The 16,692-nt window shown below is 42.2% G+C and carries 13 protein-coding genes; 5 read left to right on the top strand and 8 right to left on the bottom strand.

The annotated features are described in order from the left end of the window. The first annotated feature begins 43 nt into the window (after nt 1-43). Nucleotides 44-373: a hypothetical protein gene (locus LDO51_RS04890; RefSeq protein WP_225576560.1), complete on the top strand. Its 330-nt coding sequence runs from the start codon at nt 44-46 to the stop codon at nt 371-373. A gap of 16 nt (nt 374-389) precedes the next feature. Here LDO51_RS04890 and LDO51_RS04895 read toward each other — a convergent pair whose 3' ends face one another. The 5 genes from LDO51_RS04895 to pldA form a co-directional block, all read right to left on the bottom strand. Then, a complete protein-coding gene (locus LDO51_RS04895) occupies nt 390-1,187 on the bottom strand; it encodes a tetratricopeptide repeat protein (RefSeq protein ID WP_225576561.1) in 798 nt (265 codons plus the stop codon). 262 nt (nt 1,188-1,449) lie between these two features. Beyond that, nucleotides 1,450-2,262, bottom strand: a complete 813-nt coding sequence (gene yigL, locus LDO51_RS04900) for a sugar/pyridoxal phosphate phosphatase YigL (protein ID WP_225576562.1) — start codon at nt 2,260-2,262, stop codon at nt 1,450-1,452. A gap of 19 nt (nt 2,263-2,281) precedes the next feature. After that, a complete protein-coding gene (gene pldB, locus LDO51_RS04905; protein WP_225576563.1) occupies nt 2,282-3,277 on the bottom strand; it encodes a lysophospholipase L2 in 996 nt (331 codons plus the stop codon). 9 nt (nt 3,278-3,286) lie between these two features. Next, nucleotides 3,287-5,113: an ATP-dependent DNA helicase RecQ gene (gene recQ / locus LDO51_RS04910; RefSeq protein ID WP_225576564.1), complete on the bottom strand. Its 1,827-nt coding sequence runs from the start codon at nt 5,111-5,113 to the stop codon at nt 3,287-3,289. A gap of 92 nt (nt 5,114-5,205) precedes the next feature. After that, nucleotides 5,206-6,099, bottom strand: coding sequence for a phospholipase A (pldA, locus tag LDO51_RS04915; RefSeq protein ID WP_225576565.1), 894 nt, complete (start codon nt 6,097-6,099; stop codon nt 5,206-5,208). A gap of 150 nt (nt 6,100-6,249) precedes the next feature. On the opposite strand from pldA, the gene LDO51_RS04920 reads away from it, so the two are divergent. The 4 genes from LDO51_RS04920 to LDO51_RS04935 all read left to right on the top strand — a co-directional run bounded on the left by LDO51_RS04920 (nt 6,250) and on the right by LDO51_RS04935 (nt 11,694). After that, on the top strand, nt 6,250-6,720 hold the full coding sequence (locus tag LDO51_RS04920) for a thioesterase family protein (protein WP_225576568.1): 471 nt from the start codon (nt 6,250-6,252) through the stop codon (nt 6,718-6,720). A gap of 202 nt (nt 6,721-6,922) precedes the next feature. Next, nucleotides 6,923-7,816: an EamA family transporter RarD gene (gene rarD, locus LDO51_RS04925; RefSeq protein ID WP_225576569.1), complete on the top strand. Its 894-nt coding sequence runs from the start codon at nt 6,923-6,925 to the stop codon at nt 7,814-7,816. Nucleotides 7,817-8,503: 687 nt separating this feature from the next. Further along, nucleotides 8,504-9,877, top strand: a complete 1,374-nt coding sequence (locus LDO51_RS04930; RefSeq protein WP_225576570.1) for an APC family permease — start codon at nt 8,504-8,506, stop codon at nt 9,875-9,877. Nucleotides 9,878-9,972: 95 nt separating this feature from the next. Continuing rightward, nucleotides 9,973-11,694, top strand: coding sequence for an amidohydrolase (locus tag LDO51_RS04935; RefSeq protein WP_225576572.1), 1,722 nt, complete (start codon nt 9,973-9,975; stop codon nt 11,692-11,694). Nucleotides 11,695-12,644: 950 nt separating this feature from the next. On the opposite strand, the gene LDO51_RS04945 is transcribed toward LDO51_RS04935, so the two are convergent. From LDO51_RS04945 to uvrD, 3 genes are all read right to left on the bottom strand, one after another. Then, a complete protein-coding gene (locus LDO51_RS04945) occupies nt 12,645-13,229 on the bottom strand; it encodes a 2OG-Fe(II) oxygenase (RefSeq protein ID WP_225576574.1) in 585 nt (194 codons plus the stop codon). 248 nt (nt 13,230-13,477) lie between these two features. After that, nucleotides 13,478-14,257 (bottom strand): hypothetical protein, encoded by a 780-nt coding sequence (locus tag LDO51_RS04950; protein ID WP_225576576.1) that lies wholly within the window; start codon nt 14,255-14,257, stop codon nt 13,478-13,480. 193 nt (nt 14,258-14,450) lie between these two features. Further along, complete coding sequence (uvrD, locus tag LDO51_RS04955; protein WP_225576577.1) at nt 14,451-16,613, bottom strand: DNA helicase II; 2,163 nt, start codon at nt 16,611-16,613, stop codon at nt 14,451-14,453. Between the last annotated feature and the right edge of the window lie 79 nt (nt 16,614-16,692).

Here is a 16,692-nt window from a genome sequence, read left to right on the forward strand (position 1 = left end):
GCACGCTTGCGCCCTCGTTTTTCATCATAGAAAAGGCAGAATAATGACCCACGCAGTAGAAATCCAAGACGAATCCATCAAATTGAAAATTGCACAGTATGAGCGTGTAGGCTCCATTCTGTTTTTTCTGATCCCGTTAGTGATTTTGTTGATTGTTGGAAAGGATTTTGCCTTTAATACGCTCTATCTGTGGCAAGGATTCAGCCTGCTGTATTTAGTGATTTATCGCTTACAAGTTCGTCAATTATCGACAAAACCTCTACAACTGAGTGTACGCCGAGGATGGGGATATAATCGATTTTACCGCTTTTGCTGGGGATATTTGATTCTGTCTGTGATTGGATTAACGGGATACCTACTGATATCCCGTTAAATTAATATTGAAAAAATTAGCTTTTTTCGCTATTACCGTAGGTTTTAATATAGTTATCAGCCAGTTTTTGCGCTTGTTTCAGCTCTTCTGCATTCAACTGTTCTGCGATTTTTTTCTGTAAACGTTGGCTCTCTTTATTACCACTATAAACCGCAGTAGACAGCCATGCATACGCTTGCTGTAGGTTCTTTTTCACCCCTTTCCCTTCAGAGTACATCACCCCTAAACGGTCTTGTGAATTTGCATCACGCTGTTTTGCGGCTTTTCTGAACCAAAACACGGCTTTTTCATTATCTAATGCGACGCCACTGCCAATCGAGTACATTTGCCCAATTTTGAATTGCGCAATCACATTACCGCCTTGCGCTGCCTTTCTAAACCAGTATGCGGCTTTTTCCAGATCTTGTTTGACCCCTAAGCCCTGTGAATACATGGTGGCCATGTTGGCTTCTGCGCGAGTATCACCATTTTTAGCGGCTTCTTCGTACCACAGCATCGCTTTATCATAATCTCGGCGAACACCAAAACCATTGACATACATAGTGCCAAGGCGGAATTGGGCGTCTGAATTACCTTGATCCCCTGCTTTGATAAACCATTCCGCAGCCATTTCGGAGTCTTGAGAAACACCCTGACCTTTAAAATAACGCTCACCTAACAAAAATTGAGAAGCGGGATCACCTTTTTCAGCTAACTGCGTAATTTGCTCTATCGTCTTCTGTTCACTGGCTGTCGTTGTTTTTGCCGGTGTAGCCAGTAATAATGAACTATAACAAACAGATCCTAACAACAGCGCTAACGCAATTTTTTTCATCCTAAGTAACCCTCAACAGTGCAGTATGGCAACTGGCGACACAGTAATACCCATCATTATCGGCTGATCTGGCAGATCATACAGCCTAAACTCGCTTTTTATTCGTAGTAGTTTAAATTTACTCGTCATAAGACAAAATAGGATAAACACCTTAATTTAGCTAAATAGCACTTTTCGTTATCATTCATGACAAAAGGCAAATAAAAAGCCAGATAGTTTTTTATTCTATCTGGCTTTCTGTTCATACACATAGAAAAAATGATTATTTGTTGTCTAAATATTTACTTCTCAAATAACGCGCAACCGCATCATCTTGGTTAGACCCGATCACTTCCATTTGAGGTAAAGCATCTTTCAGCAGCTGATGAGCATTCTGCATAATGCAACCTTTACCCGCTAACCTCAGCATCTCTTTGTCATTCATGCCATCACCAAACGCGATGCAATCATGGGTTCCATAACCATGCAATGCCGTGACTTGTTTCAGTGCTTCCCCTTTAGAAACGGAGCCTGCCATCACTTCAAGGCAACTGTGTAAGGAAAAAGTGACATGAACCTTATCCTGCCAACGGCGTTGAATACGCTGTTGCAGATCTACCAGTAAGTCATGATTTTCACTGGTGTAGTACACTTTGCAGACTTCCGAAGTGGGAAAATCGCGGTGGTCAAACAGTTGGTAATTAAACACGGACTCTTTGAAAAACTCTTTTTGCTCTGGGCTTTCACGGTTAATAAACCAATCATCACCATGGTAGTAATTGGTGAGGATTTCAGGGTGATCAAACTCCATTAAGCACAGTTCTTTCGCTATCTGCGAGTCAACGTTGTTCTCAAAAACGAGATCGCCATTGGTATTATGAATACGCGCCCCATTAGAGGTGATCATATAAGCATCAATACCCAGACCATCACGGATCTGTGCAACATCAATATGATGGCGTCCCGTCGCGAACACAAACCGCACTTCTTCAGTCGCCACAAGCTGTTTGAGCGTGTCTTTGGTATACAGGGTTAAATCATGATTGGGAGATAAAAGTGTTCCGTCCAAATCGGAAGCAACAACCGGATATTTCATACAAGATCCCTAATTATGGCTAATGCTGCTCAAAAAAATCACAAATTGCATTGAGTGCCATGGCTCTCAACGCATCTATTTCAAACAGGATTTCGTGGTGAGCCCCTTCGATAATGAGAGGTAATTTTTCTTCTCGTCCTGTTTGCGCTTTTTGCCGACTTTGACAAAAAGCTTGTAGCTCTCGATTACTGACTACCTTCTCTTCGCTCGCTTCAAGTAGCATCAGAGGAGTTTCAATCTCTCCCGCTTTCGCAACCAGCTCTTTGCCAATCGCAAAACTTTCTCGTAACCAGTGGTAAGTTGGCCCACCGAGACGTAACTCTGGGTAATCCGCATAGTAGCGCAAATAGCGCCGATAACGCTCTTGGCTATGGGTTAACACATTGATTAAATAAGGTAATGGCTGCCATTTCCCCGTAGAAACCGCATAATCATTCCGTACACTGCGGCGCAGTTCTGCGCGCTCAACAATAAAGCTCGCGAGCCAGTGAGGCATCGGTAAATTCACGCCAATCATGGGAGCGCACAATGCGGCAGCGTCAAATGTCACGCTATCTCGGAGTAAATACCCAGCGAGGATCGCGCCCCCCATCGAATGAGCCAGCGCATAGCATTTAGGATAGTGACGATCTCTCACTTCTAAATCAATGAATTTTTCAAAATCATCAATGTAATCTGTGAATTTTTCAACGTGCCCTTTTTGGGGATCCGCCAGCATACGGCCAGATCGCCCTTGCCCACGATGATCAATAATAAAAACATCGAATCCTAAATGATAAAAATCGTAGGCGACTTCAGGGTATTTAACGTAACTTTCACTGCGACCCGGTGAGATAACCACGGCTTTATGGTGCTTTGCATGAATAAAACGCACATAACTAATAGGGACGTCATCAACACCTAAAAACTCAGCTTCTTCACGTAACTGCCAAAAATCTAAAAGCGGACCGTTGGTAAAGGCCGAAAACTCAGTTTCTCGATTTAACCAACTGGCTTTTAGACTATCTGGCGACATGGGTTTTCCTCATTCATAACCTTCTAGATGGTCTTGGATGAGTGTCATAAACGCCTCACCAAAACGCTCTAATTTTTTCTCACCAACCCCATTAATCAGTAATAATTCAACGGGTTTGGTCGGGCAATGCTCAGCCATTTCAATCAACGTTGCATCATTGAAAACCACGAAAGGCGGGATATTTTCTTCATCCGCAATGGATTTACGTAATTTACGTAATTTGGCAAATAGCTTCTTATCATAATTGCCATGATAAATTTTGTTTTGTTGATTCCGGCTTTTGGTGACTAAAACTCGTGGAACGGCTAACTGTAATGGCATTTCACCACGCAGTATGGGTCTGGCTGCTTCCGTCAATTGTAATGCCGAGAAATGCGCAATATTTTGCGTGATCATGCCTAAATGAATTAATTGACGTAAAACGCTCACCCAATGTTCATTAGTGTGCTCTTTACCAATACCATAAACCGGCAGTTTATCGTGCCCTAACTCGCGGATCCGCTGATTGTTAGCGCCTCGTAGCACCTCAACAATATAACCAATACCGAACCGCTGCCCAACGCGATAAATGCAGGAGAGTGCTTTTTGCGCGTCCACCAGCCCATCATAACGTTTTGGCGGATCAAGGCAGATATCACAGTTACCGCAAGGTTTTTGGCGATTTTCACCAAAATAGTTAAGTAAAACAAGGCGGCGACAGGTTTGCGCTTCCGCAAAGGCAGCAATCGCATTGAGTTTATGTCGTTCAATATCCTGCTGCATTCCTGCTGGCTTTTCTTCTAAGCATCGACGAAGCCACGCCATATCAGCAGGGTCGTAAAATAGAATAGCTTCGGCTTCGACACCATCACGCCCAGCTCGTCCTGTTTCTTGGTAATACGCTTCAATGTTGCGAGGGATATCAAAGTGTGCCACAAAACGGACATTGGACTTGTTAATTCCCATTCCAAATGCCACAGTCGCAACCACAATTTGCAGATTATCTTTCTGAAAAGCATCTTGCACCCAGTCACGCTGGGTGCTCTCCAAACCGGCATGATAGGCAGCCACACTCAAGCCACGTTTTTGCAATCTTTCCGCAGTTTCTTCAACTTTGCTACGGCTATTACAGTAAACAATCCCTGATTTACCTTTCTGAGCCTTAATAAAAAACCATAATTGATCTAACGGCTTATACTTCTCGACTAAAGTATAGCGAATATTCGGTCGGTCAAAGCTACTCACATGAACTAATGGCTCATTAAGCTCGAGTAAGCGAATAATATCAGCACGCGTGGTTTCATCTGCCGTGGCAGTCAGCGCCATCACAGGCACATTTGGCAAAGAATGACGTAATTGACCTAATGAACGATATTCAGGACGAAAATCGTGGCCCCATTGGGAAATACAGTGCGCTTCATCTACCGCCAGTAAGGCAATATCCCAGCCACCAATTTGCTGAATAAAGTAGTCGGTCAATAAGCGCTCTGGCGCCACATACAGAAGTTTGATTTTCCCTTGAGCGCATAATTCCATAATTTGGCGCTGCTCTAGGGGAGTTTGTGAGGAATTCAAACAAGCCGCTTCAACGCCGTGTAATTTGAGTTGATCGACTTGATCCTTCATTAAGGAGATTAAAGGTGATACCACCAGCGTAATGCCTTGTTTGACCAACGCAGGCACTTGGTAGCAGAGCGATTTTCCGCCCCCCGTTGGCATTAAGACTAAGCAATCACGACCATCAAGAATCCCACCAATGACAGCATCTTGTCCCGGACGAAAAGATTGGTAACCAAACGTGCTATTGAGCACATTTTCAGCCAGTGAAAGTTGATTGATAACGCAAGCGGTAGACACGAATTTCCTCTAGAGGTTGAAACAAATAGCTGCCCGAAAAGAGCAGCTATTGGCAAGATATTACCCTGAAATGACTGGGATGTCTGCCCAGATCACATGATATCGTTAAGCATCACTCCGATACCAAAACGTGTTTGGCGATAGTCATAGTCTATCATCGACTCACCATAACCGCTAAACAACTGGGTATACAAACGCACATGCTTCGTCATTGGGTAGCTCCAGCCCAGCTCCGCATTGCCATAGCCGGAATTCCAGTTATAGTGACCAGCCGCTGAAATCACGCTATCCCCAAGTGCATACCCTACTTTTACGCGGTAATAGCCGAGATATTTATTAATGTCTGGGTTGTCATCACTACTTTCGCTTTCAGGAATGCGATACCACGGTTTTAGCTCAACTTGCCAGTTATCATTCTGCGCCATGGCTCGAGCATAAATACGGTTCCAACTGCGTGATGTTGGATCGGAGCGACCATTTGATTCATGGTTAAAGCCCGTTTCGAATTCGCGTAACGTCCAGCCTGCAAATTGATTATCTAGCGCCCAACCCACGAAAATCTGTGGTTCATAGTTGGTTTCACGAAATGGCGAAGATTCTTTCTTATTACTAAGTTGCCACCAAGAACGCTGAGTATAAGATGCCGCAAGAACCGAGTTTTCCCCCGCAATACCACGCCAAATAGGGAACGCCAAACTCAATTGGAATTTCACTTCATCTTTCAGTGCATCATTACCCCAATCATAACTCTCGATGGCCTTCTTATTTATCGAAGACGTATAGGTATAAATGATGTAATTGGGTTCATAAGGATACAAAACGAATGGGTTATCATAATTTTGCAGTAACCCCGCAATAATACTTCCGCGAACGGGTGTATGATTTTCAGTATCCTGCTGCGCCGGTTCGTTGGTATTGTCAGATGCAAAAAGTGAAACAGACCAGAAACAGAGCACAGAACTCAACAACATTTGTAAAGCGCGCATTTGCCATTCCTATTTCAACTGCGGTGAAAAAATTTGTCTCATTTTACACCGAAAAATGATTAACCGCTGAAAGATTATTCATTTGTTTTCTAGATATTAGCACATACATAATGCTAACTTATCATTAACATCATGAACAAGGAGCCTAAAATGAATGACCGCATCTATACCTTCGAAGAAGCCAGCAAGTTTATGAGCGATGCATTTATCTATAGAATGCCTTTTAATCAATTGCTTGGAATTGAACTACTGCAAATGACGGATGACTTAGTCCAGCTATCCGTGAAAAATCGTCCTGAGCTTATTGGTAATTTCACCCAAAATATTCTCCATGGTGGTGTTATTGCATCCTTATTAGATGTGGCGGGAGGCATGGTGTGTATCAACCGGATCCTTCAACGCATTGAGCCTCTCGTTCACCAAGACATTGCCGAAAAGATGTCCAAAATGGGCACAATTGATTTACGCGTTGACTATTTGCGGCCCGGTCGTGGAGAGGTTTTTATCGCTAGCGCCAGCTTACTACGCGATGGTAATAAAATCGCCGTTACCCGCTGTGAACTACATAATGAGAAAAATCAGCATATTGCTACTGCTACTGCGACTTATTTGATTGGATGAAAAACCTGCTCGAATTAAACAATATTATCGAATTAAAAAATATGACCGAATGAAACAGTCTGGTAAATAATTAATAACATCATTAACTAATAGCTTGTAAAAAAACCTGAGCAATGTCACATTAATGGCATCACAAATCGAGCCTCTCACATTCTTGGCTTCGATCTCTCAGTTTGACTTTATATCAATTTCAGAGCTATTCATGAGCCAACAAAATACTACCAAAGGCGTACTATGTGCCTTAGGCGCTTATTTTATTTGGGGTGTCGCTCCCATTTATTTTAAATCCATCAAAGAAGTGCCTGCTGAAGAAATTTTAACTCACCGTATTATTTGGTCATTCTTCTTTATGCTGTTATTACTGACCATTACGCGCCATTGGAATTATTTCCGCCAAGTCTTAAAACAGCCTAAAAAGATCTTAATTTTAGGTGTGACAGCTGTGACAATTGCATCTAACTGGTTGATTTATATCTGGGCGGTAAATAATGGTCATATGCTGCAAGCCAGCTTAGGGTATTTTATCAACCCTCTAGTTAACGTATTGTTTGGTATGTTATTTTTACATGAGCGCTTCCGCCGAATGCAATGGGTTGCGGTCGGATTAGCGCTCACCGGCGTATTAATTCAACTCTGGCAATTTGGCTCCGTGCCAGTCATTGGATTAAGCCTTGCCGTAACGTTTGCCACCTACGGTTTATTACGTAAAAAATTGGGTGTTGATGCACAAACCGGTATGACATTTGAAACCTTATGGCTGCTACCTGTCGGCGTGATCTTCCTACTATTCTTTGCAGATAGCCCGACAAGTGACATGGCAATGAACAGTTGGCATTTAAACATTCTTCTGATTGCCGCAGGGATTATTACCACAGTGCCATTGTTACTGTTTACTGAAGCCGCTAACCATTTAAGACTATCAACGTTAGGGTTCTTCCAGTATTTAGGCCCAAGCATTATGTTCTTACTTGCCGTATTTGTGTATGGTGAGGTGATGACCCACGAATTGTTAATTACATTTGGTTTTATCTGGATTGCATTAGTTTTATTTACTTTAGATGCTTTATATACACAACAGAAACTCAGAAGAAAATAGAATTTAATTTTCCATGTTATGGGCATTTCTGCCCATAATATCTGACTTAAATTAGTATTAACCCGCTTATTATATTATCCATTTAATGTGCGTTTCATTTAATGGAACCCGAAAGGTTAAATTATTTAATATAATCAGCTTATTTTTATTAATGCTAATTTACCTTTTGGGTACTTTTATCTTATTTTAGTTAATTTTAAAACTAAAAATTTTCTTGTTTGATTTCAATGAATTATAAAAATTTTCACCCCTTGATTTTATCGAAAATTTGATTCATATTTAACTTACATTAAATTCCACCTTATTAACACACAATTCAAGCATCAACCCATTGAAATAAAACAGTATATTTATTTGTTGAAATAAATGATTGCTTAATAGGAGCTTGATAATTATATTGTACGCCGCTTGTATTCACCCCAGCGGATGGTAATGGTCCGATTCATTACTGACGTTTCATTAAAGTGCGCACGATGACAGTGATTTATATTCTATCCTGGTGCGAGGTTTTCTGAAATTGAATACACGGCGTCTATCCACATACCTAATTAAATAATTTACGTATGTAAAAACAAACAAGATATGTAGTGCTATAGCTCAAGTTATATGGCTGCATTTTTAGGTTCACTCGGCCTGTGTATTCAGAAAGAGTTAACGTTGTTAAGGGCTTTTGGGAAGGGCTTCAAAATGCAACAGAATACCGTTCAAATGAAACGTGTACTGACCACCCCTGCGTTAGTATTTTTCGGGCTGGCCTATATGGTGCCTCTCGGAATATTTACCACCTATGGACAAGTGACTGTGTTAAGTGAGGGCCATCTGCCTATCGCTTATTTAATTACGCTCGCCGCTGTCTTCTTTACCGCCATGAGCTATTGCCGCATGACCAGCGCACTCCCGCTTTCTGGGTCTGCCTATTCATATGTGCAAAAAACCTTTGGTGGCACTCTTGGATTTCTTGTTGGTTGGGCACAACTGCTGGATTATCTCTTTCTACCGATTATTAACTACATTGCGATTGGGATCTTTGTCCACGAGGCATTCCCGAACATACCAATGCCAGTGATAATTTGCTCAACCATCGCGGTTGTCAGCATCATGAATATTTTGGGTATCAAATTGGTATCTTGGATGAATATGCTGATTATTCTGATGCAATTTGTCTTCATCGCCATCTTCTTGTACATCTGTTTGCAAAATGCAATGGTACTCGATGTCGAAGCGCTTATGGCACCATTCACAGTGATGGCGTCACAAACATCAGGGCTCTTTGCAGGCGCTGCAGTACTGTGCTTAGCATTCCTTGGTTTTGATGCCATTTCAACCATGGCTGAAGAGACAAAAGACGCCCGTCGTTCTTTGCCTAAAGCAATTTTATATACCGTATTTATCGCGGGAGCCTTATTTATTGCCATCTCTTATGGGGCACATTTAATGTACCCAGTGTGGCAAGATTTTATCCCTAATACGGATGTCGCGAGTATCGCGGTGATGCAGCAAGTGGGCGATAAAATGAAGTGGATCGGCGCCTCCTTGATGGCATCGAGCTTTATTACCGCTTATGTTATCGGCGTATTTGCTTCTGCAATGACATCGCAAGCCAGTATCGTGCGTATTTTCTATGCGATGGGTCGTGAAGGTGTGCTACCGCGCTCTATCTTTGCCTATTTACACCCACGCCTGAACACACCGGTATACTCCATTATCTTTGTGGCGGTGGCTTCGTTGCTGTCTCTAGTGTTATCACTCAGCATGGTCGCTTCAATGATTAGCTTTGGTGCGCTGATAGCCTTTACCTTTGTGAACTTATCAGTCATCAAACATTTCTACATTGACCGTAAAGCCTCCTTGGATAATACCAAGTTGCTCACTTGCCTTATCATGCCATCTATTGGGGTTGTTTTAACATTATGGTTATGGACAAGCTTAGATGCAGAAGCCTTTACAGTCGGCTTATGCTGGTTAGCGGCAGGGGCTGGTTATCTCACACTTCTCACTCATGGTTTTACTCGTCGTCCACCTGCTATCTCTGATGCCGAGACTGAGATGATTATCAATTAATCCTCCAGTACCTTTCGTTGATTATGGGGAAGCTTATCTTCCCCATTGTTTTTTGGTTCTGGCTCCGTAGGAGCCCCTGATACAGACGGTTTACGATGAATAATAAAATTGCTGATGTTATTTATTTCAACGGTTATATCTATACCGCAGACAGTCAAGATAGTGTTGTCGACGCTATCGCCTTGAAAGAAGGTTATATTCTTGCAACAGGGACTTCAGATGAATTACATCAATATGTTGGCCCAGAAACCGAGAGCATCGACCTTGAAGGTAAAATGATGATGCCCGGGATCATTGATGGGCATATGCACCCATTTTGGGGTGGCATTCAGCTGTTCGGCTGCCATCTTAATTACGAATCCCTGACTATCGACCAAATTTTACAACGCGTGCAAGATCACCTCGATAAGGATCCTCGCACGGGCGAAAATGACTGGCTAAAAGTTACTGCATGGTTACGCCAAGGCATGTTGCCAGCAGGTATTGATATGTACCGTGAAGATATGGACAAGCTCAATACTAAGCGCCCAGTCGTCCTGTTTTCTAATGACTGCCATACCCTCTTAGCCAATAGCCGCGCCCTCGAATTATTCGGGATCACCAAAGAAACCCCTGAGCCACCTGATGGCAAAATTGGTAAATATGAAAATGGTGAACTCAACGGAATTTTAGAAGATGCGCCCGCTATGCGTGCCGCAGATAGCATTCCGTCTATCCGTGATGAACAAGCAGTTGAAGTCGCTGAGTTAGTTCAAAAAGTATTGAATCAGCAAGGTGTCACCATGGTGATGGATGCACGCGTTTCCGAGCAGCAATTAGATGCGTTTCACCAGCTTCAGCAACGTGGCGAACTCACTTTACGCTTCCAAGCTGCACGCGAAATCACACCAGATGATACCCCAAATGTGGCTGCTGTTGCTGCTGCTGTGGATAAAGCCGTGGCATTCGCCAAGAAATGGCACCAAGCGGAGTGGACACCAACGCCAGGTATCGGTCTACGTAATATCAAAATGTTTGTGGATGGCGTGCTGCAATACCCAACCATGACCGCATCATTATTACAGCCATACCGCGTGAATAAAGGCACCGATACAGCCCCTAATTGGGTTGAAACCGATAACTACGGCGACCTCTATTTCACGGCTGAAATTCTGGATGAGCTGCTCGAAAAAATCGCCGCTGCGGGTTACGACCCTCACTTGCATACCGTCGGTGAAGGTGCCGTCTCTATCGTGCTGGATGCCATTGAAAAAATGCGTGCAGCTCACCCAGAGAAAGATATCCGCCCAGGCCTTGCCCACAATGAACTGGTTGATGCCAAAGATTATGCCCGTTTTGCGCGCCTGAAAACCATTGCGTGTTTATCATTCCAGTGGGCAGCACCAACCCCTGAACTGGCTGCTTTCGAAAAAAATATGCTGGGCGAAACCCGCTTCCAACAGCTAGAGCCAATCGCTAAGTTTATTGATGCAGGTGCAGTGGTTGCCTTTGGTAGTGACTGGCCAATCGATGATTTTGACGAATGGTATGATTTAAAAGTCGCCGCAACCCGCCGTGGTCGTGATATTAATGGTCAGCCAGCCCCACGACTGGATAACGACCGCGATATGACCGTGATCGAAGTTTTGCGTTCGGCAACGATTGACTCTGCTTATGCGCAACATCGTGAAGATGTTTTAGGATCACTTGAGGCAGGTAAATTCGCAGATATGATCGTGCTGGATCGCAATGTATTTACCATCCCAGCAGATGATATTGAAAATGTAAAAGTGCTCCGCACCATTGTGGGCGGAAAAACCGTTCATATCGCGTCGTAGTTTTTTAATGAGTTAAAATAGTAAAAAGAGCCCCAATGATATTGGGGCTCTTTAGTTTGGGTGCTTGATATCCCAACCGGTAATAAGAAAGAAGAAAGAGTGGGGAATTAACTGTTATTAAATTGAATTAATTAAAATTAACTTCCCCACTCAGTGATTAATTGATTTCGTAATCCAATCTCACCTGAACGACTGTATTGTCATTATCAATATGCAAATAGCTTAATCTATCCTTTATTAAAAATGAGCAACCCAATATTGTTACGCAAATAGAAACTACAGCTATCATTGCGTACTTCGTCATTTCTCCTTGACCTCTCTTTTATTAAGAGGCACACTCCCGATTGTTGGGTTGGGAGTGTAGCCTCGTTGGTGAATATCACTAACGGGGCTTTTTCTTTCCCAGACCAAAAATAAATGCTTGAACTGAGTAAGATCAAGCACCCAGCAAAAGAGTAGCAAAGTTAAAATAGCGAAAATATACCTGTTTGCGCTTATCTTAATGAAATATTTTTATAATATTAAAATCTAGAATTAAATATAAAATTTCATTTTTCATTATTATTAGTCGTAATAATAATTAATTACTCATTTATTAATTACTTTAAAATAAAGATTGATTTTACACCTTTTTTCTTTTCCCTTTTGAAAAAAAAGTTACCGTAAATATTCACCGCGCTTTCATTCATTCAATCAATTCACTGCAAGAAGGTTCATCTATTTCCTGTTTATTATGAAGTGACGTTGAGAGTGAATTGCCTTCTTGCTGAATAAAGAGGTCTAATAATAGTGCGTTCAAATTAATTATATAATTTATATTTTATTTAAATTTAAATAAATGGATTAATTTAAAAAACAAACTCATAGTTTATATACAACTTTTATTTTTATTATTAGCGTGATTAGTTTACAGCCCGCCCCTTTACAGAGGCGGCTTAGATGAGAAAGGGCTACAGTATCTTTTCAGTTAGGAACCAACCGGCAATACTTTCACGCTTTTGTTGGGTAGGCAGGACTTCATGGGGAAAATCTTCAGACATGAAAACTACCATGCGCCCTGCTAGCGGCTCTAAGGTAAACAACTCATTATCTTGCATGTCGTACATAACAATTTCACCACCATCTCCCTGCTGCCATGATTCATTCATATACAGCACAGTGGTTACTCGGCGGCGTCCTTGCCCACGGAAGTTATCCACATGTTTTTTATAGAATCCCCCATTGGGATAACGACAAAAATGGGTTTCAAAATCGCGTAATCCAAGAAATAACTGGCAATTAAGTTCCTGACGCAAGGTTTCCATTTTATCTAGGTAGTGTACGACTGACGCACCCATTTCAGGTTCGAGCCACACCGTTTGGTCACCGCGGATAGTTTTGTTGTCTTGTAACGTATTTTGATAGCCAATACGTGCGTCTTGCAGCGTATCGGGGATACAACTTTTAATAGCCTGAATTTCTGATAGGTTCAGAAAATCGTCCCACACATACCAACCCTGTGTGGAAAGTGAATCAATAAGTTTATTGATAGACATGATGAATCTATGAATGGTTATTAGGTAAGATTTTATACTTTATTAGCGGAAAAAATTAAAATAAAAAACGTGAATCCTGATGATTCAACAACTCAATCAATACTAAGGACTAAAACGACACATTCCTTATTATCAAACAACATAATTATTTTTTATATCATAGACCTAGAGATATTCTAAAATAAGAGGCATTCAAATTGCATAAATACCTCTTAAATATCATCTATAAATATCCTAATTAGGACACGTTACATACAAAAAGCCGTTCGCCCTAAACCACCACAATCACATATAAATGACGGTACTTCCATAGAATCTATTGAGCTTTCTATCATGACGTAACCCTCAGAGGTGGATTCAAAACCTGACTGATATTCAACAAGAATATCAAATGGTTGAGGCTCAAAGCCGGGGTCAAACTCAGGCTGAATATCTAATATTACTGGATCTTTCATTGCCTTCAATCTATCTAGTTCAATATTCAGACGTTCTTGATTAATTTCATGCATCAACACTTCAACTTCATAGATCGCTTTGGCTAACTCATCGCTTTTTCTATTAAAATCAGCAATAGGTGTGAAAATCATGCCCCTTAATCCGCCATGATTAGTGAAGTCTATTTTCTTGAAAGAATATTCTGGTTTATTCCAAACTTCACTATTCTTTAAATCTTGATTGACTTCTTTAATATAAAAATCAATTTCAACTTGATTATAAGAGCCATTGTCTTCTTTCAAATCAGTCAGCATAGATTCTTGCTTTAATAACATATTCGAAATTAGGCTTACTTTCTCCATTTGCTCAACTGAGCGGTTATTTATTTCACTCTCAACCTTATTCATGGTTTTCTTCATTGAGCTAGCATCACGTCGGCGAGAGATAGACAATTTATCACTCGTAGAATTCATATTTTCTATTGATTTGTATGCGTGACTATTTGCTTCCTCTAATAAGTGATTAACGCTTTCCATCTTTAATTTAATCAAATCTAACTTTTCATTTAAACCAGTAAATCTTTCATTTTCCATATGATAAATCTCCATTAATTAATTTAATCAAAATGAAAATAGAGATTATAGTAGGTAAAAATAAAAAACAAATATTTTAAATATATGTTTAAGATATAAAAATAAAGATAAATTATTCTATATTATATAATATTTTTTGGATTGATTTTGGGTTAGCACCGCGATTCTTTGCGGTGCTATATTTAAATTAGGTCTATAGCATTTCTAACCGAGCATAAGATGCCACCAGCCACTTAATCCCTTGCCCTTGGAAGGCAATTTGTAGGCGGCAATGTTCGCCGCTACCTTCGAGGTTAATAATGGTGCCTTCCCCGAATTTAGGGTGCATCACACGCTGCCCTAATGCATAGCCAGAATCATTTTGGCTAATTGGCGTACCTAAACGTTGATGGCTAACAGGACGAGAAATTGTGGCTCTTAAGCGAACCTCTTCCACGCACTCCGTCGGCAGCTCGCCAATAAAACGTGAAGGTCGATGATAAACTTCTTTACCATATAAACGTCGACTTTCCGCGTAAGTGATAGTGAGTTTTTCCATCGCGCGGGTAACTCCCACATAAGCAAGACGACGCTCCTCTTCAAGACGACCACTTTCATCCATCGACATTTGGCTTGGGAACATGCCTTCTTCCACGCCCACCATAAACACGACAGGGAATTCCAGTCCTTTTGCTGAGTGCAGCGTCATCAATTGCACTGCATCTTGGCTGGCATCCGCTTGGCTTTCACCCGATTCCAACGCCGCATGGGATAAAAATGCCTGCAATGGCATTAAATCTTGGTCTTCATCTTGATAGCTAAAATCGCGGGTTGCGTTGACTAACTCTTCCAAGTTTTCAATTCGCGCTTGGGCTTTTTCGCCTTTTTCTTGTTCATACATGGCACGCAAACCAGAATCATTGATCACGCGGTCAGCCTGCACATGCAGCGGCATCTCTTGAGTTTCTTTGGCTAGCGCATCGATTAACTCGAGGAAACGCTCGATGGAGCTTGCCGCGCGTCCTCCCAGGACTTGCTCGCGAAGTAAGTACTCACAACTCTCCCATAATGTCAGTTGCTGATCCCGTGCAGTTTGGCGAACCGTATCCAACGTTCGCTCACCAATGCCTCGTGTTGGTGTGTTTACCACACGCTCAAAAGAGGCATCGTCGTTACGGTTAGCAATTAATCGGAGATAGGATAAAGCGTCTTTGATCTCTTGGCGTTCAAAGAAGCGCTGACCTCCATAAATACGGTATGCCATCGCGCCTTGAATCAACGCTTCTTCCATCACACGAGATTGGGCGTTACTACGATAAAGAATGGCGCAATCTTGCAGCGCACCACCATTTTCATGCCACTGTTTAATCCGCCCAACCACATAGCGAGCTTCATCAAGCTCATTGAAAGCGCAATAAAGGGAAATCGGCTCGCCGTCACCGCCTTCCGTCCATAAATTTTTCCCTAAACGGTCGCTATTATTGGCGATCAGGGTATTTGCCGCTTTCAAAATATTGTTGGTAGAGCGGTAGTTTTGCTCAAGACGGATAGTTTGTGCACCGGGGAAGTCTTTCAAGAAACGCTGAATATTTTCAACTTGAGCGCCACGCCAGCCATAGATTGACTGATCATCATCACCCACAATCATCACTTTGCCAGTTTCACCTGCTAACACGCGGATCCATGCATATTGAATGCTGTTGGTATCTTGGAACTCATCCACCAAAATATTGGTAAAACGCTCACGATAATGCTGTAAAACATGGGGTTTATTCAGCCATAATTCATGAGCGCGTAGCAGTAATTCGGCAAAATCCACCAGCCCCGCACGGTCACAGGCTTCTTGATAGGCTTGATACACTTTCAGCCATGTCGCTTCGACTGGATTACCATAGCTTTCAACATGCTGGGGACGTAGCCCTTCATCTTTTTTGCCGTTGATGTACCACATTCCCTGACGAGGCGGCCACTGCTTCTCATCAAGATTCATGGCTTTAAGCAGACGACGAATCAAACGGTATTGATCATCGCTATCGAGAATTTGGAAGTCTTGCGGCAGATTCGCATCCAAGTAATGCTGGCGAAGTAAACGGTGCGCGAGACCGTGGAAAGTGCCGATCCACATACCGCCTTCGCTAGTACCCACTAACTGATTGATACGGTGGCGCATTTCTGCGGCGGCTTTGTTGGTAAACGTCACGGCCATAATCGAAAATGGGGAGGCATTCTCCACCGACATCAGCCACGCAATGCGATGCACCAACACGCGTGTTTTACCGCTACCCGCCCCTGCGAGCACCAGTAAATTAGTACGCGGGGCGGCAACCGCTTCGCGCTGTTTGTCATTAAGACCTTCGAGCAGATATGAGACGTCCATAGTTACCATCAAAGCAAAACAGTGGGTTACACCACTGAGGGGTGACTAACAAAGAATCATTTCAAAACCTAATTGATTT

It is taken from the genome of Providencia alcalifaciens, from assembly GCF_020271745.1.
Lineage (GTDB): Bacteria > Pseudomonadota > Gammaproteobacteria > Enterobacterales > Enterobacteriaceae > Providencia > Providencia alcalifaciens_B.